This window comes from Mesorhizobium sp. B3-1-7, from assembly GCF_006439385.1.
Taxonomy (GTDB): Bacteria; Pseudomonadota; Alphaproteobacteria; order Rhizobiales; family Rhizobiaceae; genus Mesorhizobium.
The window spans coordinates 1-13677 of the sequence record NZ_VFTL01000048.1 but is presented as its reverse complement, the minus strand read 5'-3'; the positions used below and the strand labels follow the sequence as shown (position 1 = coordinate 13677).

The following is a 13677-nucleotide window of genomic DNA, read 5'->3' as shown; positions in this document are numbered from 1 at the left end:
AAAAGTTGAACCAATTCTAAAATTGAGTCAATTATGATTTGTGGCAGAGAGGCTGGTATGAGCGGATTGCGCGAACGGCAGAAGGCGGACCGGCACCGCCGCATCATCGATGCGGCGACGGAGCTTTTCCGCGAGGCCGGCTATGAAGGCGCCAAGATCGAGGCGATCGCAGCACAGGCCGAGGTCTCGATCGGCACCATCTACAACTACTACCAGAACAAGGGCGACATCCTCGGCGCCATCGTGTCGATGGAAGTCAACGAGGTGCTGAATGCCGGGCGAGGGGTGGTCGCCAGCCCCCCGGCCAATGTTGGCGACGCGCTGGACACGCTGATCGGCATCTATATCGAGCACTCGCTGAATTATCTGAGCAAGGAGATGTGGCGTCAGGCGATGGCGATCTCGACCCAATTGCCCGACAGCCCCTTCGGCCAGGCCTACACGGCGCTCGACCGCGCGCTAACCGAGCAAATAAGCACCCTGATGGCGCGGCTGCAGGAGATCGGCCTCGTGCGGCCGGACATCGACGGGGCGGCGGTGGGAGAGCTGATCTTCAACAACATGAACATGATGTTCATCGAGTTCGTCAAGCGCGACGAAGCGAGGATACCGGAGCTGCGCGCGGCGGTGCGAAGGCAGAACCGGATTTTGGTGTCGGCGATTGGGATGTGAGCCCTCAGGAAAGGTCCCGGCATGCAAGGTTCGCTTGATGAGCGGGCGCTAATCGAGTTTCAGGATGCGCCCCTTGTCGAGACGGAATATTCCGTCATTGCCTCCCTGGGACTCAAAATCGGTCTGCAAATCGTCCCATGTGCCGAGATATTGCCCGCAATCAGCGCATCTGATTGGCGTTGAAGGCTGGGCGTCGGCCGGGATCTGGAGGCGGATCGTCCCGCAAAAGGGGCACTCCAAAAGGTGATCCAGATATGCGCCCGCCATTGTCTTCATTCAGGGAACCTCGGCGTCGAATTCAACCGCAAATCCTGCGTCGATCGCGGCTCGTGCGATGTGATCGCCAAGTTGCCAATCCGTCAGCTCGCAGAGTGGGAACATCTCTCTCACGGCATGGACAGAGTCGGCGATCGAAATGCTCGTGTCGTCGACCTTATCGATCAGGTAACGGACAATCGCCTGCCGAACGTCCGACGAAATGGCTGTCTGGGCGATCGTGAGCATCTCCGACCCTACGAATGGAGCCGCATTTCCTCGCCCTCGGCCATCGTTGCGTCGAAGGCCACGGGAATGCCATGAACGATGCAGGCCGCCGCCAACATACCCTCCAACTCGTGGTCGCTGGTTCTGCAGGCAGGCATAAGTGTCCGGATGGCGCGGATTGCTTGTGAGATGGAAAGGAACCGGGCTCGACCCCTGGAAAGGACATAGGCCTCGGTCGCCTTTTCAACCGTGACGCTGTGAAAAGCGTTGGTCATTGCGAGTTCCTCCCTGAACCCAAACCAACGTGATTTACGCCCTATTTTCAGCGGCCATCAAGCATATGTACGCTTCCGGACAATCAGCCGGAGACAACGTCGAAATGGCGTTGCTCTTCCTCGCCATAGGCACCGTGTGTGAGCTTAATCAGTCCGCTGCGATCGACGATCGTGATCTCGCCGCGTCTGGCTTGGACCAGCCCCCGATATTCAAGCATTTGCAGGGCCGTTGTGACCCCTGGGCGCCGGGCGCCAAGCATGGTCGCCAGAAATTCGTGCGTCAGGTAAATCTTGCTTCCTGAAGAGCGATCGTGGACCATGAGCAGCCACCGAGCCAGTCGCTCCTCGATCTTCGAGTGGCCGTTGACCAGCGCGGTCCGGGAGGCCTGGATGAGGAAGGCGTTGGCATAGCGAAGCAACGATCGGCCAAGGGTCGGGCTTTTTGCGAGGGCTGCGCGAAGATTTTCAACCGGCAGGCACCAGCCCTGGCCAGCGATCTGAATATAGGTCTCGTTGGGAGAGCTCTCCTGGCCGAGAATGACCGTAACACCCGTCATACCATCGTGGCCGATGATGCCGACTTCGCTTTGGCGCCCTCCAGTCATGGCAGCGACTACCGAAGCGATCCCCGTCTCGGGAAAATACACCTGCTCTATCGGCTGATAGGCGACCTCTAGCTGTTCTCTGATGCCCAGTTCGACGTGATGCATCGACGGTTGCAAGAGGGCGAAATCGTCACGGGCGAGGGATTTCAGTACGTGGTTGCGAAAAGTGGATTGAGGCATGGCTCTTCTCCCGTTGCGGGCAAGAGCACTTTCCTCTCACTGTCGGCTGCATCCGTACGTGCCTGGCGACCGATATCGAAAGCATAGGCTTCGGACGGCCGATTAGCAACGACGCTCGCTTGCATGCCAAACTTTGCATGCCGGATTTCGCATCGTTTCGCTTGATGATTTGCGCGAGTGTCACAAGCTTGGCTAGGGCGGCACGTTACCCCTGCGTATACCCCTTAACCCCCGGCGTTGAAAAAGATAGCGGCTTTGCAAAGTGTTAGGCGATTGAACGAGCCCGCCAGCTCAAGTGCCGCGTTTAGATTTGCGGGGAAGACTGACTTTCTGGTGCCCCCGGCAGGGATCGAACCCGCGACCTTCGGTTTACAAAACCGCTGCTCTACCAGCTGAGCTACAAGGGCATGGCGCTCCGGTAGCATATTTCGTGCGCCAGTAAAGACAAAACTCCGTTTCGGCTGGCTAATGGAGCCGGCGCTAAGCCGGCATGCTGAAAAGCAGCACGCCGCTTCCTACATCTTGCTCAGGTGCAATCGCATCGAACGGGGTGCCGCATGATCAGATTCGTCATCATCCTGCCGCTTATCGTCGTGACCTGGCTTCTGCTGGTGAAGGTCGTCAGCGATCTGAAGAAGGCCAATATCGACTGGACCGGCGTCGCCACCTTCGTCGGCTTTATCGTGCTGGCCTTCTGGCTGAGGCATGTCACGGGGATGGGATAGAGTGAGTAGTCAGTAGTCGATAGTGAGTAGTGAGTATTTGTCGCCAGCCCTGCAGGCTCCTACCGACTACTGACTACTCACTCGATCCTTCGAACCTTTTGCCGCTTCGCCACGACTGATCTCCCGAGAGGCGAATGGTCGCCTCGATCAAGGTTCCAGGAGATCATCATGTTGAAGCGTACCTTCATGTCCGGCCTCGTCGCCGTTTTCGTTGCCACCGGCGCGCTCGCCGCCACGGTCGAAACGTCCTCGGCCCATGGCAATCATCATCACCACCATAACCATCATCACCACAATCATCACGGCAAGCCCTGGTGGTGGTGGCACCACAATCATCATCACCACCACCACGGCAAGGTGATCATCTTCCTTTGACGAGAAGACCATTTGTCTTCGAAGGGCGGCCTCGGGCCGCCCTTTTTTGCATTTCGGGCGATCGGCAGTCGGAGGCGGGAGAAAGGCCGCGAAAATCGTCGGCGAAAAAATCTCGAAAAATCTTCGAACCTTTTTTCGGCTTGCTGCGACCCATGATCAAGAGGCGGATGGTTCGCCTCTCCACCGAAACCCAGGAGATCGTCATGTTCAAGCGCACCATCGTTTCCGGCCTCATCGCCACCTCCGTCGCCGCCGGCTCGCTCGTCGGCACCGTCCAGCCTTCGGCCGCCCACGACCATCATCACCGCCGCGAGCTCGGCATCGGCATCGCCGCCGGCGTCGGCGGTTTCGTGCTCGGCAGCCTGCTCGCCCAGCAGCCCCGTGCGGTCTATGTCGAAGACGACGGCTACGACTCGATCCACGTCCGCCGCTGCTACGCCCGCTACGCCAGCTACGACGAGCGCTCCGACACCTATATGAGCTACGACGGCCCGCGTTATTGCAGGCTCTAAGGGGAGCCAAATCAACGACAGGACAAGGGGCTGTACGCGCCCCTTTTCTTGCGTTCGAGCACTACGCATCCGCCCGATTGGTTTGAGGCGAACAGCGTTCTTAGGAATTGGGTTTCTGCTCGGGCAACGCCAATCCCGCCATGCGGCAGGCGCCGCTGACTGAAGCGTCGTTTATCGCGACGAGTTCAAAACTGTTTCCGGCATCGGGATAAATCTTGCCGATGAACGCTTCGCTGCCGCCGGGAGAACCCTTGTCGTCGACATAGCCGCACACAACGGTCTCGTCGCGGCCGTTCAGCGTGCGCTCTCCGGCAAGCATCGTTCCGAACTTTGCGGCGAGAGGGTTTTTCAGGTGCTGGCGGACGCCGGCGGTGATGATCTCCTCCAGGGCTAGTGAAATCGGAATAGGATCGACCTGTGGTTTGCCGCTGGGGCCGCCGACGGGTGCTGTCGGCGGCGGTGTCGTCGCCACGCATCCGCAAAGCGAGGCGGCGGATAGGAGATAAGCTGTTTTCCGCATCCATGCCCTTTCGCATGCATTCAAACGCCGCGGCAAGACAGCCCTGCGTCCGGCCCGGCAGTGACCGGCCGGCTCCTGCGCAGCAACCACCGATGTACAGCGATTTTGCAAGCGTCTAGTCTGGCTTTGACGCCAATCGAGGGGAGGGTGGCTTGGACAATCAGGATCCCAGAGAAGAACGGGTCGAACCGGTTTTCCGCAACGGCACCATCACCATCGTCGGCATTCTGCTGGCGTTCTCGCTAGGCTTCATCACCCATTGGGCGGCCAACCCGATCCCATGGCAGACCTACCATCTGATTGCCGTCCTGCCGATCCTGGTCGGCATTGCGCTGCAGATCCGGGCGCTGGCCATTCTGCTCGACATCAAATCCCTGCAGCGAAGCATTCATGACCGCGCCAGTCGCATATTCATCGCCGGCCTCATCTTGGCGGCCTGTGGCGTCGGCTTGGCCATCCTGCTCGATTTCTTCGACATATCGGCCAAGAGCGCTTTGCCGGGCGCTTCCTAGTCAGAACGCTTTACCGCCGCCGATCATCTTCGTCACTTCGACTGCGGCGTCGCGCACCAGCGGACCGATCTCGGCCAGCCGCTCGGGCGTGACCCGCACCGTTGGCCCGGACACCGAAACGCCGCCGATCGGCTCGCCATATTCGTTGAAGATGGCGGCGGCCACGCAGCGCATGCCAGGATGGCGTTCCTCGTCGTCGACCGACCAGCCGCGATGCTTGATGGTCGCGAGGTCGTGGGCCAGCGCCGAGATGTCGGACAGCGTCTTGTCGGTATAGCGCTGCAGGCCCGCCTTGCGCAGGATGGCCGCGACCCGTTCCGGCTCGAGATGCGCCAGCACCGCCTTGCCGATTCCGGAAGCATGGAAGGGGCTGCGCGTGCCCGGCCGGAAGAAGGCGCGGATCGCCTGGTGCGTCTCGACCTGGCTGACGAAGACGACGCAATCGTCCTCGGCGACGCCGAGATTGGCCGTTTCGCCGGTCTTTTCCATGAGTTCCTGCATGACGATGCGGGCGCGGTCGACGAGCTTGCGCCGGCGCAGGAAGGCCGCGCCCATGCGGTAGGTCTCAACGCCGACCGACCAGAGCTGGTCGGTCGTATCGAACTCGACCATGCCGTGGTTTTCCAGCGTCGTCAGCATGCGATAGGCGGTGGAGGCGGCAATGCCGCTTTGCGCCGCGATTTCGCTGAGCGACAGCCCGCTGGCCTCGGCGACGATCGCGAGGATCCGCAGCGCCCGGTCGAGCGACTGCACCGACGCCGCTTCGGAGGGGCGGTTGAAGGCGCGCGGCCGGCCGCGCTGGCGTTTTTCCGTCGTTTCCATGCCCGGCATTCTCGCCGATTTGACGTCGGATGCAATGAAAAAGTTTTTCAGTGATCATCGCGGTGGATTTTCTGGAAAACGAAAAACAAAATAAAATCAGTCAACAAGGGGGGGTTTCTAGAAATGAAAAAATATTCTGAAAAAATTGAAAAATCAAAGGCGCGCTGGCATTGTCAAGCCAACCAACGAAATGGAGGTTTGTCATGGCCAGGATGCGTGCTGTCGACGCAGCGGTCCTCGTTCTCGAAAAGGAAGGCATCACCAATGCCTTCGGCGTGCCCGGCGCGGCGATCAACCCGCTCTATTCGGCACTGAAGGCGCGCGACACCATACGCCACGTGCTCGCCCGCCATGTCGAGGGCGCTTCGCATATGGCCGAAGGATATACGCGCGCCAAGGCCGGCAATATCGGGCTGTGCATCGGCACCTCCGGTCCTGCCGGCACCGACATGATCACCGGTCTCTATTCGGCCTCGGCGGATTCGATCCCGATCCTCTGCATCACCGGCCAGGCGCCGCGCGCCCGTCTCAACAAGGAGGATTTCCAGGCCGTCGACATCGCTTCGATCGCCGCACCCGTCGCCAAATGGGCGGTCACCGTCATGGAGCCCTATCTGGTGCCGATGGCGCTGCAGAAGGCGTTCCACCTGATGCGCTCCTCGCGGCCGGGGCCGGTGCTGGTCGACCTGCCGGTCGACGTGCAGCTTGCCGAAATCGAATTTGACATCGACGCCTATGAGCCGCTCGCTCCGTTCAAGCCGGCGATGACGCGCGCCCAGGCCGAAAAGGCGCTTTCGATGCTCAACGAAGCGGAAAAGCCGCTGATCGTCGCCGGCGGCGGCATCATCAACGCCGACGCTTCCGATCTTTTGATCGAGTTCGCCGAAGTGACCGGCGTGCCGGTCATCCCGACGCTGATGGGCTGGGGCGCGATCCCCGACGACCATCGGCTGATGGCCGGCATGTGCGGCCTGCAGACCTCGCACCGCTACGGCAACGCGACGATGCTGGCGTCCGACTTCGTCTTCGGCATCGGCAACCGCTGGGCCAACCGCCACACCGGCTCGGTCGACGTCTACACCAAGGGCAAGAAATTCATCCATGTCGACATCGAGCCCACCCAGATAGGCCGCGTCTTCGCGCCGGATCTCGGCGTCGTCTCCGATGCTGGCGCAGCACTCAAGATCCTGCTCGACGTCGCCACCGAATGGCGCACCGCCGGCAAGCTGCGCGACTGGTCGGGCTGGGCCAAGGAGTGCCAGCAGCGCAAGAAGACCATGAAGCGCAAGACGCATTTCGAGCAGGTGCCGCTGAAGCCGCAGCGCGTCTATGAGGAAATGAACAAGGCGTTCGCCCGCGACACCACTTATGTCACAACGATCGGCCTGTCGCAGATCGCCGGCGCGCAGTTCCTGCACGTCTACAAGCCGCGCAACTGGATCAATTGCGGCCAGGCCGGCCCGCTCGGCTGGACGCTGCCGGCGGCGCTCGGCGTGCGCGCCGCCGATCCGGACCGCGACATCGTCGCGCTCTCCGGCGATTACGACTTCCAGTTCATGATCGAGGAACTGGCCGTCGGCGCGCAGCACAAGCTGCCCTACATCCATGTCGTCGTGAACAACGCCTATCTCGGCCTGATCCGCCAGGCGCAGCGGGGTTTTTCGATGGACTACGAGGTGAGCCTCGCCTTCGAGAACGTCAACCGTGCAGGCGATCCGGAGGCGGGCTACGGCGTCGACCATGTCGCGGTCGCCGAAGCGATGGGCTGCAAGGCGGTCCGCGTGAAGAAGCCCGCGGAATTCTCCGCCGCCTTCAAGGAAGCGCAGCGGTTGATGAAGGAGCACCAGGTTCCGGTCGTCCTCGAATTCATCCTCGAGCGCGTCACCAACATTTCCATGGGCACGGAAATCGACAAGATCACCGAGTTCGAGGAACTTGCCGAACGCAACGAGGATGCGCCGACGGCCATCATGATGTTGGATTGAGTTCAGGCGGGCGAAGGAGAAAAAGCATGCCGCGTTTTTCAGCCAATCTTTCGATGCTCTTCGGCGAGCATGAGTTCCTCGACCGTTTCGACGCCGCGGCCCGCGCCGGCTTCAAGGGCGTCGAATACATTGGCCCCTATGATCATGCGCCGGACGTCGTCGCGGCTCGCCTGAAGAAGAACGGCCTCAGCCAGGTTCTCTTCAACCTGCCGGCCGGCGACTGGGCGAAGGGCGAGCGCGGCATTGCCGTGCTGCCGGACCGCGTGCCGGAATTCCGCCAGGGCGTCGCCAAGGCGATCAGCTACGCCCATGCGCTGGGCTGCGAGCAGATCAACTGCCTGGCCGGCATCGCGCCGCAGGGGGCTGACCGCACGGTGTTGGAGAATGTCTTTGCCGACAATCTCGCCTTCGCGGCCGAGAAGCTGGAGCAGGCCGGGATCAGGCTGCTGATCGAGCCGATCAACACCCGCGACATACCGGGCTTCTTCCTCAACTTCAGCGATCAGGCGCTGGCGCTGATCGACCGCATCGGGTCGAAGAATATCTTCCTGCAATACGACATCTATCACATGCAGATCATGGAGGGGGATCTCGCCCGTACCATCGAGGCGAACCTCGGCCGCATCGCGCATATCCAGCTTGCGGACAATCCCGGCCGTCATGAGCCGGGGACGGGCGAGATCAACTATCCTTTCCTCTACGACCACATCGACCGCCTCGGCTATTCCGGCTGGATCGGCGCCGAGTACAAGCCGAAGGCCGGCACGGAATCCGGGCTCGGCTGGTTCCGCGAATTCGCCGGGCAGGGAAGCGCCGCGGCTTAAGAGCCGGCGCCGAAGCTGCCAATCTCCCCCCTCGTGGGGGATGTCCGGCAGGACAGAGAGGGGCGCGAAGCAACGCGACCTCGACAAACACGACGGAGAACTTTCATGGAAACCATCGGTTTCATCGGTCTCGGCATCATGGGCGCGCCGATGGCGGGACATCTTCTCGACGCCGGCTACAGGGTCATCGCCAGCGATCACCGCTCCAAGCCGCCGGCCGGTCTCTTGGCCAAGGGCCTGAAGACCGTTTCCGGCCACAATGCGCTGGCCAAGGCCGCCGAAATCATCGTTACCATGGTGCCTGACACCCCGCAGGTCGCCGACGTGCTGTTTGGCGAGAACAGCGTTGCCTCCGGTCTGTCGAAGGGCAAGCTCGTCATCGATATGAGCTCGATCTCGCCGATCGCGACCAAGGAATTCGCGAAAAAGATCAATGAACTCGGCTGCGATTACCTCGACGCGCCGGTATCTGGCGGCGAGGTCGGCGCCAAGGCGGCGTCGCTGACCATCATGGTCGGCGGCGAGGAAAAGTCATTCGAACGCGCCAGGCCGATCTTCGAGAGGATGGGCAAGAACATCACGCTGGTCGGCCCGAACGGTGTCGGCCAGACCACCAAGGTCGCCAACCAGATCGTCGTGGCGCTCACCATCGAAGCCGTCGGCGAGGCTCTTGTCTTCGCCTCCAAAGCTGGCGCCGATCCGGCCAAGGTCAGGCAGGCGCTGATGGGCGGGCTCGCCGCTTCGCGCATCCTCGAAGTGCATGGCGAGCGCATGATCAAGCGCACCTTCGCGCCCGGCTTCCGCATCGAACTGCACCAGAAGGATCTCAATCTGGCGTTGGAAGGCGCCAAGGCGCTGGGCGTGTCGCTGCCCAACACTTCAACGACACAGCAGCTGTTCAATTCCTGCGCCGCCAATGGCGGGTCCAGCGAAGATCACTCGGCGCTGGTCAGGGCGCTGGAGCGGATGGCGGCGCATGAGGTTGGCGCGGAAGCAACGCAAGCCAAGGGCAAGGCGGCTTAGGTCAGGAGCGGGCGGCTCAACGTTCCCACGTCGCCTGCTCTTTTCCTGTCAGAGAACGGGTTCCTGCGTCGTCGCTGGGACCCGTTTTCGCTTCGATGCCCAAGGACCGATCCGGGTTCAGCGCCTCAGGAATGCGTTCGCCGCGTAGAGGCTCACCGCCGCCGCGTTCGATACGTTGAGCGAGTGGATGGCGCCCGGCATGTCGAGGCGAGCGAGCGCGGCGACCGTCTCGCGGGTCTTCTGGCGCAGGCCCTTGCCTTCGGCGCCCAGCACCAACGCGATTTTCTCGCCGTCGAAGGTCTTCTCGAGCTCTGCCGGCCCCTCGGAATCGAGTCCGATGGTCTGGAAGCCGGCCTCGTGCAATTGACCCAGCGCATCGGCGAGGTTCTTCACCTCGATCTGGTCGATATGCTCCAGCGCGCCGGAGGCGGATTTGGCCAGCACGCCGGATTCCTGCGGGCTGTGGCGGGCGGTTGTGATCAGCGCGCCGGCGCCGAAGGCGACGGCGGAGCGCAGGATAGCGCCGACATTGTGCGGGTCCGTCACCTGGTCCAGCACCAGCACCAGCTTTGTGTCGCCGAGGGCGTCGAGGCGCTTGGCCTTGAGCGGCTCCGCCTCGATCAGCACGCCTTGGTGCACGGCGTCCGAACCGGTAATCTTGTCGATGTCCTTCGGTTCGACCAGTTCGGCCTTGAAGGGCAGGGCGGCAAGGTCGTCGATCGAAAGCCGCTCGGCTGCGTTGCGGGTCACCAGCATCTTGCTGATCCTGCGGCGCGGATTGTCGAGCGCGGCCCGCACCGTGTGCAGGCCGTAAAGCCGCACCAGTCCGTCGGCGGGCGCGTCGCCCGGCTGCATCGGCTGGCGCGGCCGGAATGCCGGCGGCCCGCCCGCTTTCTGGTCGCGGTGCGCGCGCCTCAGCTTGGCGTAGTGGGTGTCCTTGCGCGTGCCGGGCTTGTTGCTTTTATCGTCGCTCATGGCGGCTTCTATAGCCGTCCCGTCCGGCTAAGGATATGGGCTGAAGACATGAATGCCGGACATCCTCGAAAAACCCTCGCCACGCCGGTTGACACCCACCGGCCTTGCCGCCATAAGGCGCTTCGCTGATTTCGGAGAAGATCTTACTCGGGCTTCGGATCGGCGAAAATGCCTCGTTGCATGGCTCCGGCGGCAGACTGGAGAGGTGCCCGAGTGGTTAAAGGGGACGGACTGTAAATCCGTTGGCTTAGCCTACGTTGGTTCGAATCCAACCCTCTCCACCACTGCCGGCCCGGAAGCCCTGAAACGAAAAGTCTCGGACCGAAAGTGCATGGCGCTTTTCGGGTGAATCCGGTACCTCAGTGCAGGGCGCGGGTATAGCTCAGTGGTAGAGCAGCAGCCTTCCAAGCTGAATATGCGGGTTCGATTCCCGCTACCCGCTCCAGATTTCCTCCTCGCATGCCCCAAAAGAAAACGCCGCGCGCCGTGGCACGCAGCGTTTCCATCTCATCCAGCCGTTTAGCTGTTGAAGGCCGAGGCGACCTGATGGTTCTGCGGCACCTGGCCGTTCGGCGTCAGCTTGTCGACGATGCCGGGCAGCGCCGTTGAGAGCTGCTGCAGCAGTTCCTGCTCGTTCATACCGGTGCGCTGCGCGATTTCGCGGATCACCGCCGGGCCGAGCGCCGAGCCGAGATCGCCCGGGTTGATCGACTGGTTCTGGCCGGTGCCGACCCACGAGTCGGCGACGTTGCCATGGCCGGCATTCTTCAGCTTGTCGAGCAGGCCGCCGAGACCGCCGAGCAGGCCGCCATCGGCGGACGCGTCGGTTCCCGCGGGCGCCGGCGCTTGCGGCGTGGCCGCCTCTTCGCTTCTGCCGCTCAGCATCTTGCCGACCAAAAGCGCGCCGAGCGCGATCATCAGGGGTTTGGTGATATTGCCGCCCGGAACGGCGTTGTCGAAAAGGCCCATAGTGGATCTCCTTGTCCAGCCAAGTCCGCCCGGCCCCACAATGGCGCAAACGGACGGAATTTCAAGCTGTCTTGAGCTTTTGACAATCATATGACCATGATGGCGCGGCGGGGAAATTTGGAGGGAAATTATGGGCATTATCAGCTGGATCATTCTGGGCATCGTTGCCGGCTTCATCGGCAGCAAGATCGTCAACAAGACCGGTCAGGGCATGATCATGGATATCGTGCTCGGCATCGTCGGCGCCATTGTCGGCGGCGTTATCTTCAGCGCGTTCGGCGCGTCGGGCGTCACCGGCCTCAACATCTGGAGCCTGATCGTGGCCGTCATCGGCTCGGTCGTCGTGCTGTGGGCCTATCACCAGATTTCCGGCAAGCGCACGCTGTAGAGGCAAGCAAAGCCGCATTTGATCGGCTGCTGAAGGTCGACCCATTCCGGGTCGACCTTGGTTGGACTCGTGTCGTCAGGCGACCATCGCCAGTCGGCGCCTTCGTTCGTCGAGCGAGACGATGGCGAGGCCGCTGGCCATCACCAGCAGGATGCCGCAGACGGCGAGCGCGTTGGGAAACTGGCCGAACACCAGCAGTCCCGAAATAACCGCCCAGACGGTAAAGCAGTAATAGAAGGGTGCGACCGCGCTTGTCGGCCCGACCCGGTAGGCCATGAAGATGAAGAAATGGCCGAAGATCAAGAACAGGCCGGCGCCGGCGATCAGGAGAAGATGATGTCCTTCCGGCATCACCCATTGCTCGGAGACGAGATGCGCCGCGCCTGAGCCGACCAGCACCACCACGACAGCCGAGATGGCGACGATCATGCCCGGCACCTCGGCGCCCACCTTGCGCCCGGCAAGGTCGCGCACCGCCGCGAAGGCGGCGTTGCCGAGCGCGAGCAGCGCATAGACCGAAATGCCTTGCATGGTCGGCTGCGCCACCATGAGCGCTCCGACAAAGCCAAGGCCGATCAGCGCCATGCGCGTGGCGCCGATCTTTTCGCCGAACAGCATCGAGGAGCCGACCAGCACGATGAGCGGCGTGACCTGCCCGAGCGCGGTGGAATCCGCGATCTGCATGTTGGCCAAGGCGACGACATAGCAGAGGATCGCCAGAAGCTCGAACAGGTTGCGGCGCAGCACTTTGCGCTCGAAGAGCAGCGGGATCTGCCTTGCGTAGCCAAGCATCAGAAGCAGCGGCACGCCCCACAGCGTGGCGGCCGCGCCGCGCAGAAGGAGCACTTCATAGGGCGGCAGTCCGGCGGTCGCGAGCTTCATCATCGTGTCGTTGACGAGGTAGGACCCCGTCGAGACGGTCATGAACAGCGGACCGCGGATATTGGATGGAATGAACTGCATCCGGCGAACAAGATCAGAGCGGCGCGGCGGCGGCAATGGGCCAGCCCGGAGCCTTTGATTTTACGCGCGGCGCCCCTATATCCGCGCCATATCCCACTGAAATCGACCGTTGGTTCGGGTCGAGCGGGAATCCGCTCAGCCACAAGGCACTTGTGTTTTTCGGCCGTTGTCGCTAATCGCCCCGCATTCGACTGAACTGAAGGTCAAGGCCGTCCAAGGAAAGAGACTATGGCAAAAGGTAAATTCGAGCGCACCAAGCCGCATGTGAACATTGGCACGATCGGCCACGTCGATCATGGCAAGACGTCGCTGACGGCGGCGATCACGAAGTATTTTGGCGAATACAAGCGCTATGACCAGATCGACGCGGCGCCGGAAGAGAAGGCGCGCGGCATCACGATTTCGACGGCGCATGTCGAGTATGAGACGGCCAACCGTCACTATGCCCATGTCGACTGCCCCGGCCACGCCGACTATGTGAAGAACATGATCACCGGTGCGGCGCAGATGGACGGCGCGATCCTGGTCGTGTCGGCGGCCGACGGCCCGATGCCGCAGACCCGCGAGCACATCCTGCTTGCCCGCCAGGTCGGCGTTCCCTCGATCGTGGTGTTCCTGAACAAGGTCGACCAGGTCGACGACGCCGAGCTTCTGGAATTGGTCGAGCTCGAGGTTCGCGAGCTTCTGTCGAAGAACGAGTTCCCCGGCGACGACATTCCGATCGTCAAGGGCTCGGCGCTGGCTGCGTTGGAAGACTCCAACAAGACCATCGGCGAGGACGCCATCCGCGAACTGATGGCTCAGGTCGACGCCTACATCCCGACGCCGGTTCGTCCGCTGGACAAGCCGTTCCTGATGCCGATCGAGGA

General features: G+C 62.0%; 18 protein-coding genes and 3 tRNA genes. 12 read left to right on the top strand and 9 right to left on the bottom strand.

Annotation, left to right across the window (positions count from 1 at the left end; translation table 11 throughout):
* The first annotated feature begins 57 nt into the window (after positions 1-57).
* The gene (locus tag FJ417_RS29585) at positions 58-672 is read left to right on the top strand and encodes a TetR/AcrR family transcriptional regulator (RefSeq protein ID WP_140785884.1); all 615 of its coding nucleotides are present in this window, start codon (positions 58-60) and stop codon (positions 670-672) included.
* A gap of 276 nt (positions 673-948) precedes the next feature.
* Here FJ417_RS29585 and FJ417_RS29575 read toward each other — a convergent pair whose 3' ends face one another.
* The 4 genes from FJ417_RS29575 to FJ417_RS29560 form a co-directional block, all read right to left on the bottom strand.
* Positions 949-1176 (bottom strand): hypothetical protein, encoded by a 228-nt coding sequence (locus FJ417_RS29575; protein ID WP_140707641.1) that lies wholly within the window; start codon positions 1174-1176, stop codon positions 949-951.
* Positions 1177-1184: 8 nt separating this feature from the next.
* Complete coding sequence (locus tag FJ417_RS29570) at positions 1185-1430, bottom strand: hypothetical protein (protein WP_140657593.1); 246 nt, start codon at positions 1428-1430, stop codon at positions 1185-1187.
* An 83-nt stretch (positions 1431-1513) separates the two neighbouring features.
* Positions 1514-2215, bottom strand: coding sequence for a Crp/Fnr family transcriptional regulator (locus tag FJ417_RS29565; protein ID WP_140785883.1), 702 nt, complete (start codon positions 2213-2215; stop codon positions 1514-1516).
* Positions 2216-2546: 331 nt separating this feature from the next.
* Positions 2547-2622, bottom strand: a tRNA-Thr gene (locus FJ417_RS29560).
* 150 nt (positions 2623-2772) lie between these two features.
* Here FJ417_RS29560 and FJ417_RS29555 point away from each other — a divergent pair.
* The 3 genes from FJ417_RS29555 (at position 2773) to FJ417_RS29540 (ending at position 3827) form a co-directional block, all read left to right on the top strand.
* Complete coding sequence (locus tag FJ417_RS29555) at positions 2773-2940, top strand: hypothetical protein (RefSeq protein ID WP_095767587.1); 168 nt, start codon at positions 2773-2775, stop codon at positions 2938-2940.
* Between the two features lie 168 nt (positions 2941-3108).
* Positions 3109-3315 carry a hypothetical protein gene (locus FJ417_RS29550; protein WP_140785882.1) on the top strand — a complete coding sequence of 69 codons (207 nt, stop codon included), beginning with the start codon at positions 3109-3111 and terminating at the stop codon, positions 3313-3315.
* Between the two features lie 203 nt (positions 3316-3518).
* A complete protein-coding gene (locus tag FJ417_RS29540; RefSeq protein ID WP_140785880.1) occupies positions 3519-3827 on the top strand; it encodes a BA14K family protein in 309 nt (102 codons plus the stop codon).
* Between the two features lie 100 nt (positions 3828-3927).
* Here the strand turns inward: FJ417_RS29540 and FJ417_RS29535 are convergent, their stop codons facing one another.
* Positions 3928-4299: a hypothetical protein gene (locus FJ417_RS29535; protein WP_246687587.1), complete on the bottom strand. Its 372-nt coding sequence runs from the start codon at positions 4297-4299 to the stop codon at positions 3928-3930.
* 200 nt (positions 4300-4499) lie between these two features.
* On the opposite strand from FJ417_RS29535, the gene FJ417_RS29530 reads away from it, so the two are divergent.
* Entirely contained in the window at positions 4500-4859 is a 360-nt protein-coding gene (locus tag FJ417_RS29530) for a hypothetical protein (RefSeq protein WP_140657601.1), read from the top strand.
* Here FJ417_RS29530 and bhcR read toward each other — a convergent pair whose 3' ends face one another.
* Complete coding sequence (bhcR, locus tag FJ417_RS29525) at positions 4860-5681, bottom strand: HTH-type transcriptional regulator BhcR (RefSeq protein ID WP_140785878.1); 822 nt, start codon at positions 5679-5681, stop codon at positions 4860-4862. It abuts the gene before it with no gap.
* A 203-nt stretch (positions 5682-5884) separates the two neighbouring features.
* On the opposite strand from bhcR, the gene gcl reads away from it, so the two are divergent.
* Genes gcl through FJ417_RS29510 form a run of 3 tightly spaced genes read left to right on the top strand, consistent with a single transcriptional unit; the run spans position 5885 to position 9513 of the window.
* Positions 5885-7666 carry a glyoxylate carboligase gene (gcl, locus tag FJ417_RS29520; RefSeq protein WP_140785877.1) on the top strand — a complete coding sequence of 594 codons (1782 nt, stop codon included), beginning with the start codon at positions 5885-5887 and terminating at the stop codon, positions 7664-7666.
* A gap of 26 nt (positions 7667-7692) precedes the next feature.
* Positions 7693-8490, top strand: coding sequence for a 2-oxo-tetronate isomerase (gene otnI / locus FJ417_RS29515; RefSeq protein ID WP_140785876.1), 798 nt, complete (start codon positions 7693-7695; stop codon positions 8488-8490).
* 33 nt (positions 8491-8523) lie between these two features.
* Complete coding sequence (locus tag FJ417_RS29510) at positions 8524-9513, top strand: 2-hydroxy-3-oxopropionate reductase (protein WP_281405934.1); 990 nt, start codon at positions 8524-8526, stop codon at positions 9511-9513.
* A 117-nt stretch (positions 9514-9630) separates the two neighbouring features.
* Here FJ417_RS29510 and FJ417_RS29505 read toward each other — a convergent pair whose 3' ends face one another.
* Positions 9631-10488 (bottom strand): RNA methyltransferase, encoded by an 858-nt coding sequence (locus FJ417_RS29505; RefSeq protein ID WP_140785874.1) that lies wholly within the window; start codon positions 10486-10488, stop codon positions 9631-9633.
* A 199-nt stretch (positions 10489-10687) separates the two neighbouring features.
* Here FJ417_RS29505 and FJ417_RS29500 point away from each other — a divergent pair.
* Together FJ417_RS29500 and FJ417_RS29495 are read left to right on the top strand one after the other, a co-directional pair.
* Positions 10688-10772: transfer RNA gene (locus tag FJ417_RS29500), tRNA-Tyr, on the top strand.
* A gap of 87 nt (positions 10773-10859) precedes the next feature.
* Positions 10860-10933, top strand: a tRNA-Gly gene (locus FJ417_RS29495).
* A gap of 74 nt (positions 10934-11007) precedes the next feature.
* On the opposite strand, the gene FJ417_RS29490 is transcribed toward FJ417_RS29495, so the two are convergent.
* Complete coding sequence (locus FJ417_RS29490; protein ID WP_140785873.1) at positions 11008-11457, bottom strand: YidB family protein; 450 nt, start codon at positions 11455-11457, stop codon at positions 11008-11010.
* A 130-nt stretch (positions 11458-11587) separates the two neighbouring features.
* Here FJ417_RS29490 and FJ417_RS29485 point away from each other — a divergent pair, with 130 nt between their 5' ends.
* A complete protein-coding gene (locus FJ417_RS29485) occupies positions 11588-11845 on the top strand; it encodes a GlsB/YeaQ/YmgE family stress response membrane protein (RefSeq protein WP_027170387.1) in 258 nt (85 codons plus the stop codon).
* 75 nt (positions 11846-11920) lie between these two features.
* Here FJ417_RS29485 and FJ417_RS29480 read toward each other — a convergent pair whose 3' ends face one another.
* Positions 11921-12808, bottom strand: coding sequence for a DMT family transporter (locus tag FJ417_RS29480; protein ID WP_140785872.1), 888 nt, complete (start codon positions 12806-12808; stop codon positions 11921-11923).
* A 228-nt stretch (positions 12809-13036) separates the two neighbouring features.
* Here FJ417_RS29480 and FJ417_RS29475 point away from each other — a divergent pair.
* On the top strand, positions 13037-13677 hold a 641-nt coding region (locus FJ417_RS29475; RefSeq protein WP_140785871.1), incomplete at its 3' end, for a GTP-binding protein.

What these genes read in the sequence shown, in the direction of transcription:
- FJ417_RS29585 (WP_140785884.1), top strand. Translation starts at nt 58, where the DNA reads ATGAGCGGATTGCGCGAACGGCAGAAGGCGGACCGGCACCGCCGCATC.
- FJ417_RS29575 (WP_140707641.1), bottom strand. Translation starts at nt 1,176, where the DNA reads ATGCTCACGATCGCCCAGACAGCCATTTCGTCGGACGTTCGGCAGGCG.
- FJ417_RS29570 (WP_140657593.1), bottom strand. Translation starts at nt 1,430, where the DNA reads ATGACCAACGCTTTTCACAGCGTCACGGTTGAAAAGGCGACCGAGGCC.
- FJ417_RS29565 (WP_140785883.1), bottom strand. Translation starts at nt 2,215, where the DNA reads ATGCCTCAATCCACTTTTCGCAACCACGTACTGAAATCCCTCGCCCGT.
- FJ417_RS29555 (WP_095767587.1), top strand. Translation starts at nt 2,773, where the DNA reads ATGATCAGATTCGTCATCATCCTGCCGCTTATCGTCGTGACCTGGCTT.
- FJ417_RS29550 (WP_140785882.1), top strand. Translation starts at nt 3,109, where the DNA reads ATGTTGAAGCGTACCTTCATGTCCGGCCTCGTCGCCGTTTTCGTTGCC.
- FJ417_RS29540 (WP_140785880.1), top strand. Translation starts at nt 3,519, where the DNA reads ATGTTCAAGCGCACCATCGTTTCCGGCCTCATCGCCACCTCCGTCGCC.
- bhcR (WP_140785878.1), bottom strand. Translation starts at nt 5,681, where the DNA reads ATGGAAACGACGGAAAAACGCCAGCGCGGCCGGCCGCGCGCCTTCAAC.
- gcl (WP_140785877.1), top strand. Translation starts at nt 5,885, where the DNA reads ATGGCCAGGATGCGTGCTGTCGACGCAGCGGTCCTCGTTCTCGAAAAG.
- otnI (WP_140785876.1), top strand. Translation starts at nt 7,693, where the DNA reads ATGCCGCGTTTTTCAGCCAATCTTTCGATGCTCTTCGGCGAGCATGAG.
- FJ417_RS29505 (WP_140785874.1), bottom strand. Translation starts at nt 10,488, where the DNA reads ATGAGCGACGATAAAAGCAACAAGCCCGGCACGCGCAAGGACACCCAC.
- FJ417_RS29490 (WP_140785873.1), bottom strand. Translation starts at nt 11,457, where the DNA reads ATGGGCCTTTTCGACAACGCCGTTCCGGGCGGCAATATCACCAAACCC.
- FJ417_RS29485 (WP_027170387.1), top strand. Translation starts at nt 11,588, where the DNA reads ATGGGCATTATCAGCTGGATCATTCTGGGCATCGTTGCCGGCTTCATC.
- FJ417_RS29480 (WP_140785872.1), bottom strand. Translation starts at nt 12,808, where the DNA reads ATGCAGTTCATTCCATCCAATATCCGCGGTCCGCTGTTCATGACCGTC.